Genomic DNA, 18,406 nt, shown 5'->3' on the forward strand with positions numbered 1-18,406 from the left:
GATTGCCTATGTCTACAGAGATTGCAAGCGTCACCCCACACATCAGCACAACACAATTAGATGTACCCCACACCCACACCCAAAATCCAAAACCCTCGCAGCAGGCATCTTCGGTCAATGAAACCAAGTTCGAACACCCTAAAACCGAAGAAGAAGCCCATTTAAAGGAACAGGATTTGCAGAAGTTGGCTAAAGAGCTCAACGAAAAGATGAAGCGCATCGAGTCGCAGTTGACCTTCAGCTATAACGATGTCTTACGCAGCCTTGTTGTAACAATCAAGGACAGCAATGGGGATCGGATCATCCGCGAGATCCCTTCGCAAGAGGTCGTTAAGTTGACCGAGAAAATGCGCGATATTTTGGGGATCATCTTTGACAAAAAGGGCTAGAGCGCACCGGAGCAACACATGGGAATTGGAAAACTTAGTTCTTTAGGGATCGGCAGCAAGGTCTTGAACTACGATGTGATCGACAAGCTCAAGAAAGCTGATGAACAGATGATGGTCGCCCCCATTGAGAAAAAAATGGAGGCTAATGTTGAAAAACAAAAAGCCCTCATTGAAATCAAAAGTCTCATTTCCAATCTCAAAGCCCCTGTGAGTGCGCTCACCGACTATTCCACTTACACGAGCCGCAACAGCAGTGTGAGCGGTGGTGCCCTCAAAGCCACGGTGAGTCCGGGCATCCCCGTGCAAAACATTAAAATAGAGGTAGAAGACTTAGCGCAAGGCGACATCAACGAGGTGGCCACCCACTTTAGGGATCGAGACGATGCCTTCAGCCAAGCCAACACCAAGTTGCACTTCTACACCAATGGCAAGAACTACACCATTGACATTAAAGCCGGGATGAGTTTAGGCGATGTGGCGCAAGCGATCACGGATGCGACCGATGGCAATGTTTTAGGTATTGTGATGAAAACGGGAGGAGACAAGCCCTACCAGCTCATGCTAAACAGCAAGAACCCCGGGGCAAATAGCCGCATTTACTTTGGTGCCAGCGTGATCTCGCATTTAAGCAGCGATGCGCCCATCACTTTGGCAGCGGGTAGCACAGACCAAGCCACGGGCAAAACCACCGAGGACGACTTTTTCATCAAGGTGAAGGATGCACATGGGCAAGAGGTGAAAATCTCCATCACTCTAAACATCAGTGCAAAAACTCCTGTGCAGAACAAAAACCAAGCCCTGCAAGAGGCGATCAAAAAAGCTTTAGAAGCCAACCCTGAAACAAAATCTCTACTAGAGAGTGGAGATCTCAATGTGGGGCTCATCAACGATGGCAAGTCCTTGATCCTCAATGACAAAAGGGGGTTTGGTATAGAGGTGGGCGGGGCCAAGGCTGTTGAGCTGGGCTTTGTCAAAACGACTTCTAGCACCGATGATTTAGTCAAGGGCACCACAGGCATCCCCTCCGGGCAGATAAAAGGGGTGGTGAACTTCAATGGACACGCCATCGATCTTTCTAAAATCACTTTTGTGGCCAGCTCCAGCGATGACAATGGCAAGGCGATCGCCAAAGCCATCAACGCCATCAGCGGCTTGCATGCCTCGCTGGGTGCAGATGGTAAGTTGGTCTTAAACAGCGACAGCGGGGAGTTGCGCATTTCGGGCGTGGGGGCAGCGGGCAAGGCGGCGGTGTCTAACCTGGGGCTTACAGAGGGCTTGAGCCAATCCTACGCCAAAATCCATGATCTTTTTGGGTTTAAAAACCTGCAAAGGGCATCAGACGCCAAGTTTACCTACAATGGCGCGACCATCACCCGCCCCACCAATGAGGTCAACGATGTGATCAATGGAGTGTCTTTAACCTTACTCGCCAAAACCGATCCGGGCAAACCTGCCATTGTGAGTGTTACCAGGGACAGCAAGGCGATCGTGGATAACATCAAAGCCTTTGTCAAAGCCTACAACGAGTTGATGCCCAAATTAGACGAAACCACCCGCTACGACCCCGATACCCACATCGCCGGGGTGTTTAACGGTGTGGGCGACATCCGCACCATCCGCTCCTCGATCAACAACGCCATCGCTTTTAGCATCACGAGCGCAAAAGGGGTGGATAGCTTGATGAAATACGGCATTAGTCTAGATGAGCATGGCAGAATGAGCCTGGATGAGGCCAGACTCACAAACGCGATTGAAACCGACCCCCAAGCCGCCCAGGACTTCTTTTATGGCAGCGATGTCAAGAGCATGGGGGGTAAAGAAATCCACCAAGATGGGATTTTTATCCGCTTGGATAAAGTTTTGGCTGGTTTGGTCGATGGTGGAAATGCGCGTTTGAAGTTATACGAGGATTCGCTCGAGCAAGATGCTAAAGACCTTAGAAAAGACAAGGAAAGTGCGATGGAGATGCTTAAAACCCGTTACGACACGATGGCAGAACGCTTCGCTGCCTACGATGAGCGCATTTCAAAAGCGAACAAATCCTTTGATGCGGTGCAGATGATGATCGACCAAGCGGCCGCAAAAAAGAACTAAGAAAGGGAAAGAATGTTTAAAGCCAACGCCTACAATATGTACCAGCAAAACGCCGTGACCGTGGAGTCGCCCGCGAAGCTCATTGAAATGCTTTATGAGGGGATTTTAAAATTTGCCGCCCAAGCTAAGCGCCACATGGAGGCTGAGGACATCGAGAGGAAAATCACCTACATCAATAAAGTTACAGATATTTTTACCGAGTTGCTAAACATTTTGGACTATGAACGGGGCGGAGAAGTCGCCGTGTATCTGACCGGGCTTTACACCCACCAAATCAAATTACTCACCCAAGCCAATGTGGAGAACAACAGCACTAAAATCGATTTGGTCATGCGTGTAGCGCGAGGCTTGCTAGAGGCGTGGAGAGAGATACACCCCAATGAACTGGGTCGATGAGCTGAAGATTGCGCTCGTGGAGAACAACTTAGAGCGTGCATCCTTTTTGGTCGAAACTTGCCCTTTCTTAAGCGAGCCTTGCACTGATTTGGAAGTGTTGCAGAGCGCAAAAACCCTCATTGCCACCACCATCGAACAGCTACAAGAGCAACAACGCGCCCTAGGCGCACAAATGCGCCAACTTAAGGCCGCTCAAAAATTCTTAGAAATTTCTTAGGCGTTAAACGCCGTTAAATTTTTGGCGTTACAATGCCCCTAAAAAAGGGGTTTTCGTGGATAAAGTTATGGTTTTAGCGACAGGGGGGACGATTGCGGGCATAGGCCAGGGGGGGGCGTATGTCAGCGGACAGGTGGGTGTAAACGACTTGCTCAAGGGCGTTGTGCCAAAGGGTGTAGAGTTAGAGAGTGTGCAGGTGGCTAATGTCGGCTCGCAGGATATGGACTCTGACATTTGGCGCAAGCTCTTAGAATGCATCCATACCCTAAGCGCAAGGGAGGACATCAAAGGCTTTGTCATCACGCATGGCACAGACACGATGGAAGAGAGCGCTTACTTCTTGCACCTAAACGCACAAACCCACAAGCCCATTGTGTTGACAGGGGCGATGCGCAACTCCACGAGCCTTAGCCCAGACGGGCCGATGAACCTTCATAATGCCCTAGCCGTGTGTGTCCACCCTAAAAGTGCAGGGCTTGGGGTTTTGGTGGCGATGGATGAAAACATTTACAGCGCACGCCATGTCAGCAAGACCCACACCAGCCACCTAGGTGCTTTCAAAGCCTCAAATGCGGGACCCATCGGGCATGTCTACTACGGCCAAGTGTCTTTCCACGCCAAGCCCACTACAAAGCACACTTTGCAAAGCCAATTGGCCTTAGGGGACTCCACCCAGCCCTTGCCTAAAGTGGCAGTGGTTTACACCTATGTGGATTGCGGGGATTTTCTCCTTAAAGCGACTTTGCAGGCGGGCGTGCAGGGCGTGGTGGTGGCGGGCATGGGCAATGGCAATGTGAGCCACACGCTCTTAGAAGCGATGGCCGAGGCGGTCAAACAGGGCGTGGTCGTGGTGCGCTCCAGCCGTGTGGGTGGTGGGGAGGTGCAACTTGGCGAAATGGACGATGCCCGCTATCACTTTGTGCGTGCTGGGGATTTAAATCCCCAAAAAGCCCGGGTTTTGTTGCAATTAGCTTTACTCAAGAGCACCACTCCCCAAGCGATCCAAGAGTTCTTTAACACGCATTAGAGATAGGGGGCAAAGCCCCTCCATTGAGGCAGTTTTATTTTTTTACCACTCCTCGATTCACATGCGCTCCACAATCGGCATCTTTGGAACACCAAAACTGACGGCATGGGATGTTCATATTTGCGCACTCGTCCTTATCTTTTTTAGGGCAGCGTATTTCTTTGTAGTGGGCAATCTAAGAAGTGTAGCTAAAATCGCTCGCCCTAAAGTCCCCACTCCACCTAACATGTTTAGCGATTTCCTCATCAATGGTGATGGTCTTGTGGTGTCTTGGTTGGCTTGTGCGCCCCCATTGAACTCTTTTACTAAGTCAAAATGCCCATTTTCACTCCTTTGTAAAATTTTGCACTTAGTCTATCACCCACACGCACACACTAAGGCGTGGGCATTGAGGTTACTTATACCGCCACCACTGCCAGCAGTCCATGCTCAATTTTTCACTAATATCGCTAGGTATTCTAATACGAACCTCATCTTGCTCGTTTCCTGTAAAACACTCCGCAGTAAAACCATGGCAGTTATTTGTGGCTAAGTTGCAATCCCTCTCTTCTCCATCGTGATCCTTGGCATACTCGGTAGCTTTTGGATATCCAACTGCCTTTTTATTTTTGTACGAAACAAAAATAGGTTCTCCCTCACTAAACCCTCCTCATCACGAGCTTTTGCTACGCTAGATCCGGCCACAACAGTTCCCACTGTCCCCACCATAGCTTTTAAAAATCCAAACATTTTCTCCCCCTAATCCAACATCTTAACCGCTTCTTGATAGAGCATAAAGTTTTTCACCACCCAATCCTTGAATTGATCCACTTTGTGTGTGGAAACACCCATTTCTTGAGCATAAGCATAAATGGTGTCCCTTTCATTGTCATGCCAACGGCTATCAGCGAGTGCCACAGACACCAATTCTAAAAGCGTGGCGTGTTTGGCGTGGTTGGTGTTAAAGATTTTGCTAAAGCCACTAGTTGCAACTCGTGCAAGACCCCATCGGCTTCAATGACTTTCCTAGCCAAAAATAAGAACACTTGTTGTTGTTCTACACTCAAATCTTGGATAAACACACGGACTCCTTTGTAAAAAATTTAAAAATAAAAAATGCATTTTAACGAGAGACAGACTCAAGAGGGTTTTTTAAAATAGAAGTTCAAAACTAAAAAAGAGTATGGGGGCAACAAAGAGCCCCTAAGAACAAACACAAATCCACTAGAAGATTGTAAGGGGGTTAAAAATTGTAAACATAGTTAAAGAACACCGAGATGTTGCGCTTATAGGTGATGTCTAGGCTATCTCCGTTAGTGCTTGTACCCCTGAAGTAGTAGTCTGTGCTCAAGGGGATACGCAAGCCGATTTCAAACCCGTTGTGCTTGCTGACATTGGTTCTAAAACCCACATTTAAGGGGATTTGAAAATAAGTTGTGTGCATCGCTGCATGCCCGCCATGGGCATTTAAATTTGCCATGTAGGCTTCATAATTGCTCGCCCCCTTGGCTAGCCAAGTCGAGCCGGTCAGCATCAAGCCCAAAAACACGCCCGAAGTGTATCTGCCATCCTTACTTTCATAGAAGTTGTAGAGCGCATCCACCCCCGCCCCATAGACAAAGTTGTCCACCGCCAGAGAATCGCTCATGTAAAAAGTGCCGTGTTGGTAGCTAAAGGTCCCGTAGTAGCGCACACCCCAACGCTTTTGCTTGCCAAAGAATTGTTTGTATCCCATTTGTGCGTTTACGCCGTACATGTTGCCGTTTTGGCTTTGGTTGAGGTTTTGGGTGATGAATTTTGGCGCACCGGCGGTGGGCTGGCGGCTGGCGTTTAAATACTGCTTCAAGTCGGCTTTAATGGTGTTGAGGTAGGCGAGCAGAATATTCAACTCTTTCACCGCCGCCCCGATGCTCTTAGCTACAGGGAGCGCATCAACCGCAAGGTTTAACTTAGGCAAATCGATTCGAGCTAAAAGCATGGCCGTTTGTGGAGGCAGTTTAGGGCTGATGAGCGGGGTGTCTGGGTTGAGATCGTCAAATAAGTTTTGGCGGGCGTTAGCCACTTCACCGATGAGGTTATTTAGGCTCTCTTGCACCGCATAGAAGCTGATGTTGGGGTTGTCTAACACGGCGTTATAAAAGTGGTTGTAGTGCTCGATTAAGACCGCACTGATGTAGTTTTCTGACCCTTGCCCTAAATTCTGCCCCACGCTTTGTTGCATGCCCGCCATGAGATTAACGAGGGTTTGGGCAAGGTCCATGCCCTGCTCTTTGGCTTGGGCTTCCAACTCTGCTTGGACACTCTCCACGATTTGATTTTGGGTTTTGACATAGAGCTCCCACGCATTTTCTCTTTGCTCTGCGGGGTCTGTGGCATTGGATAGGATTTGTAGGGGACTGCTGTTTGTGGGGCTGGTGTCAGTGGGCGTTGGGTTGTAAATAGGCAGGGGAGGTGTCGGGTCGTTTGTGCTGGTTTTTGTACCGCTCACTTTAACATCGGGGCTTAGGGGTTGATCTGCCTTAGCATTGTGGCTAGCCACTTTGCCCGGATCGTTTGGCTGATTGTGGACATTTGGTTGTGTGGGTGGTGGCGTTGGGGCGGGTTTAGGGGGCGTATTGGCGGTGGTCTTTAGGGCATTTTGATAACCGGTGAGGGCTTGTTCGATTTCCTTGATGAGTTGTTGGGCCTTAGCTAATTTTTGTTGGCTGCTGGTGGTGTTGCTTTGGGCCGTTGGGAGCATGGAGTTGGTGATAGCACTGTAGTCATCCACCACATTTCTCAAGGCGTTGGCGGCGTTTTTGTAATTTTCAAAGGCCGTTTGCACGAGAGAATCGGCCCTGCTTTGGTTGGCCTTGGCTTGTTGCAGGGCTTGGGTGATGTCCTGTCCTGTTAGGGTCTTGATGTAATTTTGCAAATCTTGCATGGTTGTGTTTAGAGCGTTGCTGATGGTTGCGGGGAGGCTAGTGAAGTTTTTTGTGTCTGTGGCGGCGGTGTTGATGGCGGTTTGGGCAGTTTGGTATTGGGTGTAAACCTGTTGAATTGTTGAGGCCGCACTTGACATAATGCCCTCAATGTATGCAAGATTCTGTGTCCGGCTTTGCCCGCTCGATGGCCCACCAAATAATCCGCCAGATAGAATACTCTGTATTTGTAGTGGCAAAAATTTTAGATAGCGCATTGCAGAACCATAAGAGTTTGCCGCTTGACCCAAAGCACCGCTGGGTTGGTCTAGAGCGTTGATTCTGTCCTGGGTCGTGTCTGTGGTCCTCTTAGCATCGATTGTGTTTAAAGCGTCTTGAACACCCTCTATGGCCTTAATGGTGTTGCTCAAGTCTGTGGCGGTGCTACCCGCACCGCTAGATGCATTGATGGCCTGTATGTCTTTTAGGATCGTGCTGATGTTTTGTAGGGGGGTTAGGCTGCTAGTGAGTTTAGCGATGGTGTCGTTTAAAGCCTTGACATTGAAATGCGTTAAATCCGTATTGGCTTGTAAACTATTGGCGATGTTTTGCAAACCCGCCACATCTTTTTGGTTTGTTTGGTTGCCGGTGATGCCTTCAAGAGCCTTGATGGCGCTGTTTAAGCAGGTATCGGCTGAGGCGCAAAGAGTCGAATCTACACCCTTAGTTTGCCCCGTTGCGTAGTTGTATGCCTGTGTGATTTCTTGGCTGATGTTCTTAATGCTGGTGTTGATCCCCTTAAGTGTAGAATTGTAGCCGTTGTACTGTTGTTGGTATTTTTGTAAAACCTCATTGATGCTTTGCACCGCGCTGGCTGCGCTGTTGGCCTCTGTATCCATTCCCTTTAGGTCTTTTAAATCTGCCACAATGTTGCCCACTTGTTTTAAAAGCCCCACTTGACTCGCCGTTTGTGCGGCTGCGACTTGTGCTTTTTCTAGGGCACTGCGGGCTACTTGGTAATTGCTGCCAACTTTCTTCAATAAGGCGGCAATGCCGACTGCGTTGACTAGGGCACTATTGACATTTATGCCCCACAGTGTGTCTGTAACACCTTTGAGGTCGTTTAAATTTGCAAGCGCTTTGGCTAAATCTCGTTGGGCCTGCGGGCTTAAATTTAGGGTTTGGGCATCTTGTTTAGCGGTGGCAGCGAGGTTGTCCAAGGCCTTTAGGGTGTCGTCCACACTTTTGACGGTGGACACCTTAGTCCACGCTCCATTTATGGGGTATAAATCCTCGAGAGCCTTCACTTGTTGATTGACTTTATTGTAGGTCTGTTCCAACTCTTGACTTGTGCTTGTTACATTTTTGGTGGTGGGTTGTAAAATGCCCTTGATGTCGTCTAGGGGTTGTTGGAGGTTTTGTTGCAGATTTTGTAGGGGTGCTGTGGGGTCGGGGGCTGGACTTGGGCTTAAGGCATTTTGCAAAGCGCTTTGCAAGTCTTTAAGGGCTTGAGGGTAGTTTTTAAGCGCATTGAACGCACTAGTGAAATCACCTTCTATCTGCGATGTTTGGACACCTCCATCTAGGCTGTCTGGAACTGTAGGTGTGCTGGTGTCAACTTGTGATAGTGCTTGGCCCAGGCCCTCTAAGCGGCTCTTAGTACTCCCAAAGTTTCCATCTAATGTCTCTAAGTCTTGCAAAATTTGATTCACACCCCAGCCTTGCGTGTTGCCTAAAAGGGCTTTAGCGATGCTTTGCGCACTCTCAGGGGTGCTTACAAACATGCCAAAGTTCACTTGCGCCTGTAGCACAGGTGTAGCCTTTAGAGGGCAAAGCGCAGAAGCGATCACAAGGCCTAACGGACAAGCACGCTTGGTGCACCTTTTTAAGAGCGGTCTGGCTTTTTTAACAAAAACAGGTCTTTTCATCAAATCCCCTTGCCCTCATCGGGCTGTGTCTGGACATAGGGAGCTTATTTATCCGGTTGCGGGGGCACTAAAATGGGCTTTGTTGCCTCAATGCCCTTGAGTGGATTTAGTTGCCAAAGTGGGTTTGTGGGCACCTGTTGGCTATCCTTAGTTGCCTTTGTCATGTTGGAGTATTGAAACCCCGCTTCTCCATAAACTCCGCTGTTTTCAGCTAAAAGCAACGGAGCGGCTAAGAGAGGTAAAAACATTGAATGTAAGCGCACAGGATCTCCTCGCTGTTGGATTTAAGGCAAGCGAAGAGCAACTAGACATAGGGGGGCTTGCGGGGGGGGCTTTACGCCCCTTAAGCAAACCCCCTATCACCCAAGGGATAAACCCAAGGGATAAACCCAAGGGATAAACCCAAGGGATAAACCCAAGGGATAAACCCAAGGGATAAACCCAAGGGATAAACCCAAGGGATAAACCCAAGGGATAAACCCAAGGGATAAACCCAAGGGATAAACCCAAGGGATAAACCCAAGGGATAAACCCAAGGGATAAACCCAAGGGATAAACCCAAGGGATAAACCCAAGGGATAAACCCAAGGGATAAACCCAAGGGATAAACCCAAGGGATAAACCCAAGGGATAAACCCAAGGGATAAACCCAAGGGATAAACCCAAGGGATAAACCCAAGGGATAAACCCAAATGAGGACAAGTGGCCGAGCTCTCAACGCCACGCCATACATTTTTTTCATTTTAGCACAAAAAACTAATTTAATGCTTTACATAAATTATATCGACAAACTCCGCCACGCTGTGCTATAATGTCGCCATGATTCCCTTTTGATTTATTTAGGCTAGCATAGGCGGTGGTCGCTTGCGTAAAATCTTTGGCATGATTGTGGGTAGTTATGTACTTTTAGCCCTTGTGGGGGCACTTGTGCTGGATTTAGCCCCCATGCACACTAGACCCATCGCCTTTTTGGATTTGTTTTTCACCGCCACTTCTGCGGTGTGCCTCACGGGCCTCATCACGGCAAACCCCGCGACAGATTTTAGTGTCTATGGGCAGGCGGTGTTGTTGGGGCTGATACAAGCGGGGGGGTTTGGCTACATGGGGCTGGCGGGGTTTTTGTTCTTGCTTTTGGGGAAGAAAATGGGCTTTAAGGGGCGTTTAATGCTTAAAGAGTCGCTGGATTACCCAAACATGCAGGGCGTGATCTTGTACCTTAAAAAAATCTTGATTTTCACTTTGGCGATTGAGGGCGTGGGGGCGGTGCTTCTTAGCATGTGTTTTGCACTGCATTTACCCTTCAAGCAAGCCCTTTGGGCGGGGCTCTTCCATGCCATTTCTGCCTTCAACAATGCCGGCTTTAGCATTTTTGCCTCTAATTTAGTGGACTATCAAAACAACGCTCCCATTAACCTCATCGTTTGCGCCCTCATCATTTTTGGGGGTTTGGGCTTTTTGGTCTTAAGCGAGTGCTACAACCACCGCAAAAACACCCGTTTGAGTGTACATACGCGCATCGTATTGTGGGCGACTTTGGGTTTTCTTTTGCTTGGCGTGGCGGTGGTCTTGCTCTTTGAGTGGGACAACCCTAAGAGCATAGGGGGGTTGCGTGCGTGGGCGAAAGTGATGGCAGCGTTTTTTATCTCTGTCAATTTACGCACAGCGGGCTTTAACACCATTGATATGGCTAGTTTGCACGATGAGAGTTTGTTTTTCTCTTCTTTGCTCATGGTGATCGGGGCGGCACCGGGCAGCACAGCTGGGGGGATTAAAATCACCACTTTAACCATCCTTTTGGTTTACGCCTACCACGCCCTAAAGGGGCAGGAAGTCGTGTTGTTTAAGCGCACTATCCCCCAAAGTGCGGTGAAAAAATCCTTTTTGATTTTCATTGTCGCCATGTTTTACATTGTCATTTCTGCCATGTTTTTAAGCGCAACTGAGGACCGCCAAAACAAATTCTTTTTGCATTTGTTCTTTGAGATTTGTTCGGCGTTTGGCACAGTGGGGGTGAGCACAGGCAATGGGGGCGATCTCTCATTGGTGGCGCAGTTTGGCAGCTTTGGGAAGTTGTATTTAATGCTTTTAATGTTTATGGGGCGGGTGGGCGTGTTGGTCTTTAGCATGGCGTTAGTGGGTAAGAGCAAGACCCACCATGTCCGTTACCCTGAAGAAGAGGTGGTTTTATAAATATTGACCAACTTTTGATGTGGCCACACACGGCTTGCGCCATCAATGGAAGTGCTATTAGCAAGAGGGTGGCGGACATTTTTGCGCGCTCGTTAAACCTAAGCTTTGGAGCTCGCTTGCAAATTCACGATTTTAAAGGCCAACAACAATGAAAACTTATGCGGTTTTGGGTTTGGGTAAGTTCGGCGGGCATGTCGCTAGAGGGTTGATTGAAAATGGCGAGCAAATCATCGCCGCCGATGTCAACGAAGAGCGGGTGAGGCTCTTTAAAAGTGTGTGCGACAATTTATTTATTTTAGACACGACTGACAGCGTGGCTCTCAAAGAAACAGGCATCAGTGAGGCGGACATTGCGATTGTGAGTATCGGGCAAAATGTGGAAGCCTCCATTTTAACAGTGATGGCACTGAAAGAAAGCGGAGTTAAGGAAGTGATCGCCAAAGCCTCCACATTAATCCATGGCAAAATCCTCTCTAAAATCGGCACAGACAGGGTGATTTACCCTGAAAGGGATGCAGCTAAGAGGCTGGTTAGGGGGCTTAGTCTAAACCCCCATTTAGACATCATAGAGATCACCACGCACATGCGCCTTGTGCGTCTACTCATCACCCCCGAGCAAGCCCAAAGGACTTTGCAAGACTTCTTAGACAACTCTAAGGCGGATTTAAAGGCCGTGGCCCTCAAGCATGGGGCGCAGTGGGACTACCAAGTCCCTATGGGTGCGCTCTTGACTGAAGGGGACATTTTGCTCTTGATCGGAGCGGCTAGGGAAGTGGATGCTCTTTTAGCCAGCAAGCCTAAGGGCTAATTTGCGCCAAAATCTCCAGCGCGCCCTTTTCAATGAAGCGTTCTAAGAGCAGCTGCAAGAGTTCATCCGCCTCTTGCACATGCCCGCTCACCTTTTCCTTCACAATTTGGCTTGCGTCCAAAAGCCCCACAATGGCGCGCATTTCGAGCACCTCCCCCTTTAAGGACGCATGCACGCCTAAGGGTACTTGACAGCCCCCATTGAGTTTAGCGATGAATGTCCGCTCTAGCCCGCATAAAAACGCGCTTCTTGGGTCGTTTAGCTGTGTGATGGTGGCAAAAAGGGGGTGATCGCTTGCCATTTCCACGCCCAAAGCCCCCTGCCCCATGCACGGGAGCATTTGCTTAAAGCTTAAGGGTGTGCAATAAGGCATGCAAATTTGCAACCGCTCCACCCCCGCATAGGCTAGAATAATTGCGTCAAACGCCCCCTCTTTTAGGCGTTGCAAGCGGGTTTGGATATTGCCCCTTAAACTCAAGGTGTCTAAATCGGGGCGGAGTCTTTTAAGCTGCATGCAGCGGCGCAGCGATGTTGTGCCGACTCTTGCCCCCAAGGGCAAATCCTCCAAAGAGGGGTAATGCACGCTCAAAAAGCAATCCCTTGAATCCGCCCTTTTACTGATACAGGCTAGGCTTAAGGGCGGGGTTAATTCTACCGGGACGTCTTTGAGCGAGTGCACGGCCAAATCCAGTGCCCCTACAAGCAAGAGCTCTTCTAACTCTTTGGTGAAAAGCCCCTTGCCCCCGATTTTGGCTAGGGGGACATCTAGGATTTTATCCCCCTTGGTCTTGACGACCTCAATGCGGCTTTTCAAGCCCAAATTGTCCAATTGTGTTTGTATATAGCGGGCTTGCCACAGGGCTAGCTGACTGCCCCGACTCCCGATCACCAATTCCTTCATTTTTTCTTGTCGCTCACTTCCACATCAATGATTTCGGACTGGTCTGGGTCTAGTGGAGGCTCTTTCTTGCGCACGCTCGCCACAAAGAGCAAGAGCAGGCCGAAGATGTCGCACAACACCCCGGGCAAGAGCAACAACACCCCACCCACCGAGCGCAAAAACAGTCCCTCAGCCCACGATAAAGGGTTTAGCCGCTCATTGACAAGTTCGGTGAGATTGTAAAACGGGCTTTTTAACAGCACCATGCCCCCTAAAAAGGCGCTCGCCGCCACCTCAAGCAAAAAGGCAAAGACCCCAAAGCGATCCACAACTTGCACCACTAAATAAATTTCAAAAGCCAAGTAACCAAGCCCAAGCAGGAATACAAAGGGCACTACACGCCTTTAAAGAAGTCTAAGACCTCTTGTTTTGTCATCTCAAGCTTACTTAAACCTTGTCTTTTCACAAGCTCAAACACCCCCCCTTTGGCCTTGTTGCCCACAATGAGCGCATAAGTGCAACCGATCAGCTCAAAATCCGCCATTTTCGCCCCAAAGCGCTCGACTCGATCGTCTAACAACACTTCTACATGGGCATTTAAAAGGGTGGTGTATAATTCTTCGCCTAGGGTGTTTAGCTCATTGTCTTTCGTGTTTGCCACAATCAACACCACCTTAAAAGGGGCGGTGGTTTCACTCCACACACAGCCCTTTTCATCGGCATTTTGCTCCAAAATGGCGGCAAGCAGGCGACTCACCCCGATCCCATAACAACCCATTTCAAAGCACCCCGCCCGCCCCTCTTTGTCCAAAAACTGCGCCCCTAAACTTTTAGAGTACCGATCCCCAAGTTTAAAGATATGCCCCACTTCTATGCTCTTGTGGTGCTTGAGGGTTCCCCCGCACTCAGCACAAGCTTGCCCTTCTTTGGCTGTGGCAATGTCTTTGTAATCTAATCCACTAAAACTAGACAAATCCACGCCCACAAAGTGCGCCCCCTCTTCATTTGCCCCGCACACAAGGCTATCTGCCTCGCTTAAGTCGGTGTCAAAGAACACCAAAGCATTTGGTGCAAGGTGCTTTAGTCCATAGGGCCCGATGTAGCCGGCAAAAAGCCCATATTTTTGCAGCTCTGCGCTTTCAATGTCCTCTAGACTCAAGATGGGTGCTTGGCTCTTGCAGGCGTTTAGAGCCTTGGTTTCCTCTAGGCTGTCATCGCCCCGAACAAAAAACACCGCAAGTTGGCTTGCGCCATTTTCTAAAATGGCCTTCTTCACCACCGCTTTTAAGATAAAAAAGGGCTCTACTTTTAGGTAGGCGCTCACCGCCTCAATGTTGGGGGTGTTTGGCGTGGGGAACTTGGCAAAGGCGGCTTTGGGGACATTGAGCGGTTCTTCCCTTTTAGCCCTTTTGGCAACCTCCACATTAGCCACATAGGCGCAATTTTCACACGCCACTAAGGTGTCCTCCCCACAGGGGGCTAAGAGCACAAACTCTTTGCTCTTGTTCCCTCCGATCGCCCCGCTGTCGGCCTCAATCGCACGCACTTTAAGCCCTAGCCGTGTAAAGATTTCATGGTAGGCTTGGTGCATGTTCTCAAATTCTCTATCTAGGTCGGTGGTGTTGGCGTGGAAGCTGTAAGCGTCTTTCATGATAAACTCTCTAGCGCGCATGAGCCCAAAGCGGGGGCGGATTTCATCTCTAAATTTGGTGTGGATTTGGTAGAGATTGATGGGGAGTTGTTTGTAGCTTTTGATGTGGGCTTTGGCGATCACTGTCGCCACTTCTTCGTGCGTGGGCCCTAACACAAAATCGTTGTCCTTGCGGTCTTTAAACGCTAAAAGTTCCTTGCCATACTTGTCAAAACGGCCACTCTCTTGCCACAGCAAAGCTGGGGTAACAAAGTTAAACAAACAACTCTGCGCTCCATGCGCTTGCATGACCTCGTCTATGACATTGACAATCTTTTTAAGTACCCTTTGGGCTAGGGGCAGGAAGCTATACACCCCGCTGCCTATTTGTTGGATGTAGCCGGCTTGCACGAGGAATTGATGGCTTTTGAGCACTGCATCTTTGGGGGGCTCTTTTAAAGTGGGGGCAAAGAGTTTGGAATAACGCATTAAAGTCCTTTAGTGTGTTCGCAACGGTAAGCGTTTAAAAACAGCGGATCGCCTCCTAAGTTGAAAAGGGATTTTAAAGATTCGCCGAGCATGTCGCCCTCTTCCTTGTGGGCGTTTTTCTTTAGGGTGGCGGTGGGCTGGTGCAAAAAGGTGTTGAAGGCGTTGTGTAGGATTTTGGCGACATTGTCTTGCAACTCTGGGGGGATGTAGCCCTTTTTTACCGCTCTGCTGAGTTCCTTTAGGGAGGCTTGTTTGGCCAAATCTCTAAGCCCTTTGATGAGTGGGTCTAGCTCTAGGGTCTGCAACCACGCAAAGAATTGCGCTGTGTCTTCAGCGATGATGGCGTGCGCTTTGGCGGTGTCCTTCTGGCGTTTTTCTAAATTGTCGGCAACCACCCCTTTTAAGTCGTCCACGCTGTAAAGCCAAATGCTGGGGTCTTTGGGGTCTTGAATATCGCGCGGCACGGCCAAATCAAACCAAAAGCGCCTAAAGGGGGTTTGCTCTAGCATGTCGGGCGTGATGAGGGGGTTTGGGGAGTGGGTCGCGCTGAAACAAAAGGGGTGGGTGTTGATGTGGGTTTTTAGGTTCTCTAGGCTGTCAATGCGGATGTTTGGCTCGCTTAGGGTGTCTTTAAAGGTTTGGGCGTTTTCTAAATGGCGGTTACACAAAAGCACTTCAAAGCCCTTAGAAAGCAGGTGCTTACACACAAGTTGTCCCATTTGTCCCACGCCTACCACCACCGCTTTTTTAGGCAGATCCTCGCTTTCTAGTACCTCTAGGGCTTGCTTGACCGCCATGGACGCAATAGACACGACTTGTGAAGAAATGGCGGTTACACTTCGGACCCGCCCCGCACATTTAAAGGCAAAATGCGCCAAGCGGCTTAGGTGTTTACCGCAAAGCTTTGCCTCAAAACACGCTTTATACGCCTCTTTGAGCTGCCCCGTGATTTGCGTTTCTCCCACCACCAGACTATCAAGGCTGCTTGCCACGCTAAAGCTGTGGTACACCGCCTCTGTATGGGTGTAACGGGTGCTTTTTTCTTGCAAAAGAGTCAAAGGTAGGCTCTTGGCGCGGGCGAGCGCCTCTAATATTGCGCCAAAGTCCACCGCCCCATAGCAGTAAAATTCCACCCGATTGCAGGTACAAAGCCCGATGATTTCCCTTAAGCTTGGCTGTTGGTGCTTCAAGTCTTGCAAGAAGTGCAACAAAGCGGCATCGTCCTTAAAAGCCAAACGCTCGCGCAACTCAATGGGCAGGCGTTTGTGCGTGAAACTCAAGACGCTATAAGTTGGATCGTCCACTCTAGCCCCCTAAAACTGTCTTTCTAACACCCGCAAAGCCATCGCCTCTAGGGCTTGGTTGCCCTCACCCTTGATCGCTTCTAGGGCTTTGTGGGTGTAGGCTTTGGCCTCTTGCAAAGTGGCTTGGATGATGTTGTGTTCTTTAAATTTTTCATTGCACCACAACTTGGCTTCCTCTTTAGGGCTTTTGAAATGCCCTTTTAAAATGCCCTGCTCTGCGGGGTTTAAACACTGGTGCAAGAGAATATAGGGCAGGGTGCTTTTGCCCTCCTTAAAGTCGCTGAAAGCGGGCTTGCCTAGCACTTCTTCAGGTTGGGTGATGTCTAGCAAGTCGTCAATGATTTGGAAGGCAATACCAAAGTTGCGCCCAAAGGCGGCGTATTTTTCAAAATCTAGGCCGGCCAACAGAGCTGCCCCCCCGCTGCTCGCCACGATCAAGGCTGCACTTTTGTCGGCGACCATGTCTATGTAAAAATCTTGATTGGGGTTGAAGGCCTCAGCCATTTGGGTGTCTTTGATCTCGCCCCTTGAGAGGGCCACCACGCTTTGGGCGACCACCTCTATCACGGGTTTGGCAAAGTCGGCTAAGGCACAAAAGGCTTTTGAGTAGAAAATGTCGCCGAGCATGATCGCATTTGTATTGCCAAAGACATGGTTTAGCGACTCGTGTCCGCGCCTTGTGGTGGCGTTGTCAATGACATCATCGTGGAGCAAGGACGCGGTTTGGATCATTTCTATAATGGCGCAAAAATCCACGAGCTGGGGGTGCTTGGTGCAAATGGTGAGGATGAGGCGGCTTCTTAGCATTTTACCCATGCCCAAATTCTGTGCCATGCGCAGGGCTTGTGGGCTATGCACTTCCTCTAAAAAGGTCTTGATTTTGGCTTGTATGCGCTCTAACATTAGGGCTCAACCCACACTAGGTTGGGGGACGCTTTCACTTTTAAGGCCGCAACCCCCTCTTTGTCGTTGAAGTTTTTAAAGGTTACTAAAAAATAGGGGTGTTCGTATTTGCCGCTGCTCTCTTGCGCTGCGCTGTTTTCTTTAAAAATGTCCGCCCTAAAGGTGCTGCGTTGAAAATCTTGATACAAAATGAACTGGTAGGGGAAGTGGTTTAGCTTCAAATGCACCACCAACCCGTGATCTTTAAACAAAGTCCAACGCAAGGAGAGAGGCTTTTTGATTTTGCCCAGGCGCAACTCCCCGCTAAAAACTTCGTCTTTTTTAAGCGTGAGCGTGCGATCCAAAGGTTTAGCAAACACCATAGGGGCTAAGAGCAGCACGAGCCAAAGCCTATTCATGTCCACTAAGGACGGTCGCCATGGACTGTATGGCTAAATCTATTTTCTTGGCGTGTACTTTTTCTTGCAAGGCGGGGTCAAATTTGAGCTGTTTTAACAACGCCTCAAACTTGTCCTCCAAGCCCTCTTGCTCCAAAAACAGCATGCCCAAAGCCCGCCACTCCAAAAACCGCTCTAATTCCTCCAAAGAACGCTTGGGACTAGCGTGCAGTAGGATCTCCCCCCATTTTTCAAGGGGGTCGCCCTCCAAGACCTCTAAATTCTGTAGCATTAGGCTAGGCTAGCCTTGAGCATCCACACAGATTTTTGCAATTTGGCGAGCTGTTCATCGGCGTAGGCGACGGTGACCTTATCGCCCGCCTCATCGGCAAACTCGGAGAGTTGCACGAAGTGCTTTTCCAAATGCTCGTGGTCGTGCAAAATCGCCTCCACGACCTCTTTGCTGTGGAAGCTGTGCTTGCTCTCCTCTTTAATGTGGGCGACTTTTAACGCCTCAGCAAGCGTAACCACAGGGACATGCCCTAGCTGCACCACTCTCTCGGCTAGGTCATCAAACATGTCGGCAAACTCCTCATAAAGGGCCTGCGTGAACTTATGCATGGGGTAGAAATCATGCCCTTTTAAATTCCAATGGAAATTGTGTAACTTCATGAACAAAACAAGGCTGTCGGCTTGGAGTTGTCTTAGCAGGTCAAGCGTTTTTGTTTTCATAAACTCCCCTTGTGATAGTTTTTTGCTGACTAGTCTTAAAAACTAGGCGCTAATTTTAGCCTAAAAATGGTTAACGCAAACTTTTAGCCACGCCGCGCTAAGGATTTTTAAATGAAATTAGTTTACAATGGCGGTTTCACGCGCCTTAGCACACCCCCAAACA

General features: G+C 49.3%; 19 protein-coding genes. 7 read left to right on the forward strand and 12 right to left on the reverse strand.

Annotated elements, in window-relative coordinates; genetic code table 11:
- Positions 1 to 8: 8 nt before the first annotated feature.
- Genes K6J72_RS04990 through K6J72_RS05010 form a run of 5 tightly spaced genes read left to right on the forward strand, consistent with a single transcriptional unit; the run spans position 9 to position 4,123 of the window.
- Positions 9 to 389, forward strand: a complete 381-nt coding sequence (locus K6J72_RS04990; protein ID WP_221279039.1) for a flagellar protein FlaG — start codon at positions 9 to 11, stop codon at positions 387 to 389.
- An 18-nt stretch (positions 390 to 407) separates the two neighbouring features.
- Positions 408 to 2,483, forward strand: coding sequence for a flagellar filament capping protein FliD (gene fliD, locus K6J72_RS04995; RefSeq protein ID WP_221279040.1), 2,076 nt, complete (start codon positions 408 to 410; stop codon positions 2,481 to 2,483).
- A 12-nt stretch (positions 2,484 to 2,495) separates the two neighbouring features.
- The gene (fliS, locus tag K6J72_RS05000) at positions 2,496 to 2,879 is read left to right on the forward strand and encodes a flagellar export chaperone FliS (RefSeq protein WP_221279041.1); all 384 of its coding nucleotides are present in this window, start codon (positions 2,496 to 2,498) and stop codon (positions 2,877 to 2,879) included.
- Positions 2,863 to 3,096: a hypothetical protein gene (locus K6J72_RS05005; protein ID WP_221279042.1), complete on the forward strand. Its 234-nt coding sequence runs from the start codon at positions 2,863 to 2,865 to the stop codon at positions 3,094 to 3,096. Before fliS ends, K6J72_RS05005 begins: the two co-directional genes overlap by 17 nt.
- 55 nt (positions 3,097 to 3,151) lie before the next feature.
- Positions 3,152 to 4,123 (forward strand): asparaginase, encoded by a 972-nt coding sequence (locus K6J72_RS05010; RefSeq protein WP_221279043.1) that lies wholly within the window; start codon positions 3,152 to 3,154, stop codon positions 4,121 to 4,123.
- Between the two features lie 738 nt (positions 4,124 to 4,861).
- Here the strand turns inward: K6J72_RS05010 and K6J72_RS08390 are convergent.
- From K6J72_RS08390 to K6J72_RS05025, 4 genes are all read right to left on the reverse strand, one after another.
- On the reverse strand, positions 4,862 to 5,020 hold the full coding sequence (locus tag K6J72_RS08390; RefSeq protein ID WP_260320515.1) for a hypothetical protein: 159 nt from the start codon (positions 5,018 to 5,020) through the stop codon (positions 4,862 to 4,864).
- An 11-nt stretch (positions 5,021 to 5,031) separates the two neighbouring features.
- On the reverse strand, positions 5,032 to 5,184 hold the full coding sequence (locus tag K6J72_RS08395; RefSeq protein WP_260320516.1) for a hypothetical protein: 153 nt from the start codon (positions 5,182 to 5,184) through the stop codon (positions 5,032 to 5,034).
- 161 nt (positions 5,185 to 5,345) lie between these two features.
- Complete coding sequence (locus K6J72_RS08400; RefSeq protein ID WP_260320517.1) at positions 5,346 to 8,930, reverse strand: outer membrane protein; 3,585 nt, start codon at positions 8,928 to 8,930, stop codon at positions 5,346 to 5,348.
- 44 nt (positions 8,931 to 8,974) lie between these two features.
- Positions 8,975 to 9,193, reverse strand: a complete 219-nt coding sequence (locus tag K6J72_RS05025) for a hypothetical protein (RefSeq protein ID WP_221281222.1) — start codon at positions 9,191 to 9,193, stop codon at positions 8,975 to 8,977.
- Between the two features lie 601 nt (positions 9,194 to 9,794).
- Between K6J72_RS05025 and K6J72_RS05030 the strand changes: the two genes are divergently transcribed.
- Both K6J72_RS05030 and K6J72_RS05035 read left to right on the forward strand, forming a co-directional pair.
- Complete coding sequence (locus K6J72_RS05030; RefSeq protein WP_221279044.1) at positions 9,795 to 11,120, forward strand: TrkH family potassium uptake protein; 1,326 nt, start codon at positions 9,795 to 9,797, stop codon at positions 11,118 to 11,120.
- A gap of 148 nt (positions 11,121 to 11,268) precedes the next feature.
- Positions 11,269 to 11,928: a potassium channel family protein gene (locus K6J72_RS05035; RefSeq protein ID WP_221279045.1), complete on the forward strand. Its 660-nt coding sequence runs from the start codon at positions 11,269 to 11,271 to the stop codon at positions 11,926 to 11,928.
- On the opposite strand, the gene hemC is transcribed toward K6J72_RS05035, so the two are convergent.
- The 8 genes from hemC to K6J72_RS05075 are packed head-to-tail and all read right to left on the reverse strand — an operon-like array spanning position 11,918 to position 18,243.
- Positions 11,918 to 12,829, reverse strand: coding sequence for a hydroxymethylbilane synthase (gene hemC / locus K6J72_RS05040; protein WP_221279046.1), 912 nt, complete (start codon positions 12,827 to 12,829; stop codon positions 11,918 to 11,920). The two genes, K6J72_RS05035 and hemC, sit on opposite strands and share 11 nt — an antisense overlap.
- Entirely contained in the window at positions 12,826 to 13,203 is a 378-nt protein-coding gene (locus K6J72_RS05045) for an FxsA family protein (protein ID WP_221279047.1), read from the reverse strand. Before K6J72_RS05045 ends, hemC begins: the two co-directional genes overlap by 4 nt.
- Positions 13,203 to 14,927: a proline--tRNA ligase gene (proS, locus tag K6J72_RS05050; RefSeq protein WP_221279048.1), complete on the reverse strand. Its 1,725-nt coding sequence runs from the start codon at positions 14,925 to 14,927 to the stop codon at positions 13,203 to 13,205. The genes K6J72_RS05045 and proS overlap by 1 nt, the downstream gene beginning before the upstream one ends.
- The gene (gene hemA, locus K6J72_RS05055; RefSeq protein ID WP_221279049.1) at positions 14,927 to 16,231 is read right to left on the reverse strand and encodes a glutamyl-tRNA reductase; all 1,305 of its coding nucleotides are present in this window, start codon (positions 16,229 to 16,231) and stop codon (positions 14,927 to 14,929) included. Before hemA ends, proS begins: the two co-directional genes overlap by 1 nt.
- A gap of 9 nt (positions 16,232 to 16,240) precedes the next feature.
- A complete protein-coding gene (locus tag K6J72_RS05060) occupies positions 16,241 to 17,134 on the reverse strand; it encodes a polyprenyl synthetase family protein (RefSeq protein ID WP_221279050.1) in 894 nt (297 codons plus the stop codon).
- Entirely contained in the window at positions 17,134 to 17,532 is a 399-nt protein-coding gene (locus K6J72_RS05065) for a hypothetical protein (protein ID WP_260320518.1), read from the reverse strand. The genes K6J72_RS05060 and K6J72_RS05065 overlap by 1 nt, the downstream gene beginning before the upstream one ends.
- The gene (locus K6J72_RS05070) at positions 17,525 to 17,803 is read right to left on the reverse strand and encodes a DUF2018 family protein (RefSeq protein ID WP_221279051.1); all 279 of its coding nucleotides are present in this window, start codon (positions 17,801 to 17,803) and stop codon (positions 17,525 to 17,527) included. Before K6J72_RS05070 ends, K6J72_RS05065 begins: the two co-directional genes overlap by 8 nt.
- A complete protein-coding gene (locus tag K6J72_RS05075) occupies positions 17,803 to 18,243 on the reverse strand; it encodes a Dps family protein (protein WP_221279052.1) in 441 nt (146 codons plus the stop codon). Before K6J72_RS05075 ends, K6J72_RS05070 begins: the two co-directional genes overlap by 1 nt.
- Between the last annotated feature and the right edge of the window lie 163 nt (positions 18,244 to 18,406).

The organism is Helicobacter sp. NHP19-003 (assembly GCF_019703305.1).
Classification (GTDB): Bacteria; Campylobacterota; Campylobacteria; order Campylobacterales; family Helicobacteraceae; genus Helicobacter; species Helicobacter gastrocanis.

Coding starts and splice junctions, on each gene's coding strand:
- K6J72_RS05005 (WP_221279042.1), top strand. CDS start 2,863: ATGAACTGGGTCGATGAGCTGAAGATTGCGCTCGTGGAGAACAACTTA.
- proS (WP_221279048.1), bottom strand. CDS start 14,927: ATGCGTTATTCCAAACTCTTTGCCCCCACTTTAAAAGAGCCCCCCAAA.
- K6J72_RS05065 (WP_260320518.1), bottom strand. CDS start 17,532: ATGAATAGGCTTTGGCTCGTGCTGCTCTTAGCCCCTATGGTGTTTGCT.
- K6J72_RS04990 (WP_221279039.1), top strand. CDS start 9: ATGTCTACAGAGATTGCAAGCGTCACCCCACACATCAGCACAACACAA.
- K6J72_RS05035 (WP_221279045.1), top strand. CDS start 11,269: ATGAAAACTTATGCGGTTTTGGGTTTGGGTAAGTTCGGCGGGCATGTC.
- K6J72_RS05060 (WP_221279050.1), bottom strand. CDS start 17,134: ATGTTAGAGCGCATACAAGCCAAAATCAAGACCTTTTTAGAGGAAGTG.
- K6J72_RS08400 (WP_260320517.1), bottom strand. CDS start 8,930: ATGAAAAGACCTGTTTTTGTTAAAAAAGCCAGACCGCTCTTAAAAAGG.
- K6J72_RS05075 (WP_221279052.1), bottom strand. CDS start 18,243: ATGAAAACAAAAACGCTTGACCTGCTAAGACAACTCCAAGCCGACAGC.
- fliD (WP_221279040.1), top strand. CDS start 408: ATGGGAATTGGAAAACTTAGTTCTTTAGGGATCGGCAGCAAGGTCTTG.
- K6J72_RS05070 (WP_221279051.1), bottom strand. CDS start 17,803: ATGCTACAGAATTTAGAGGTCTTGGAGGGCGACCCCCTTGAAAAATGG.
- fliS (WP_221279041.1), top strand. CDS start 2,496: ATGTTTAAAGCCAACGCCTACAATATGTACCAGCAAAACGCCGTGACC.
- hemC (WP_221279046.1), bottom strand. CDS start 12,829: ATGAAGGAATTGGTGATCGGGAGTCGGGGCAGTCAGCTAGCCCTGTGG.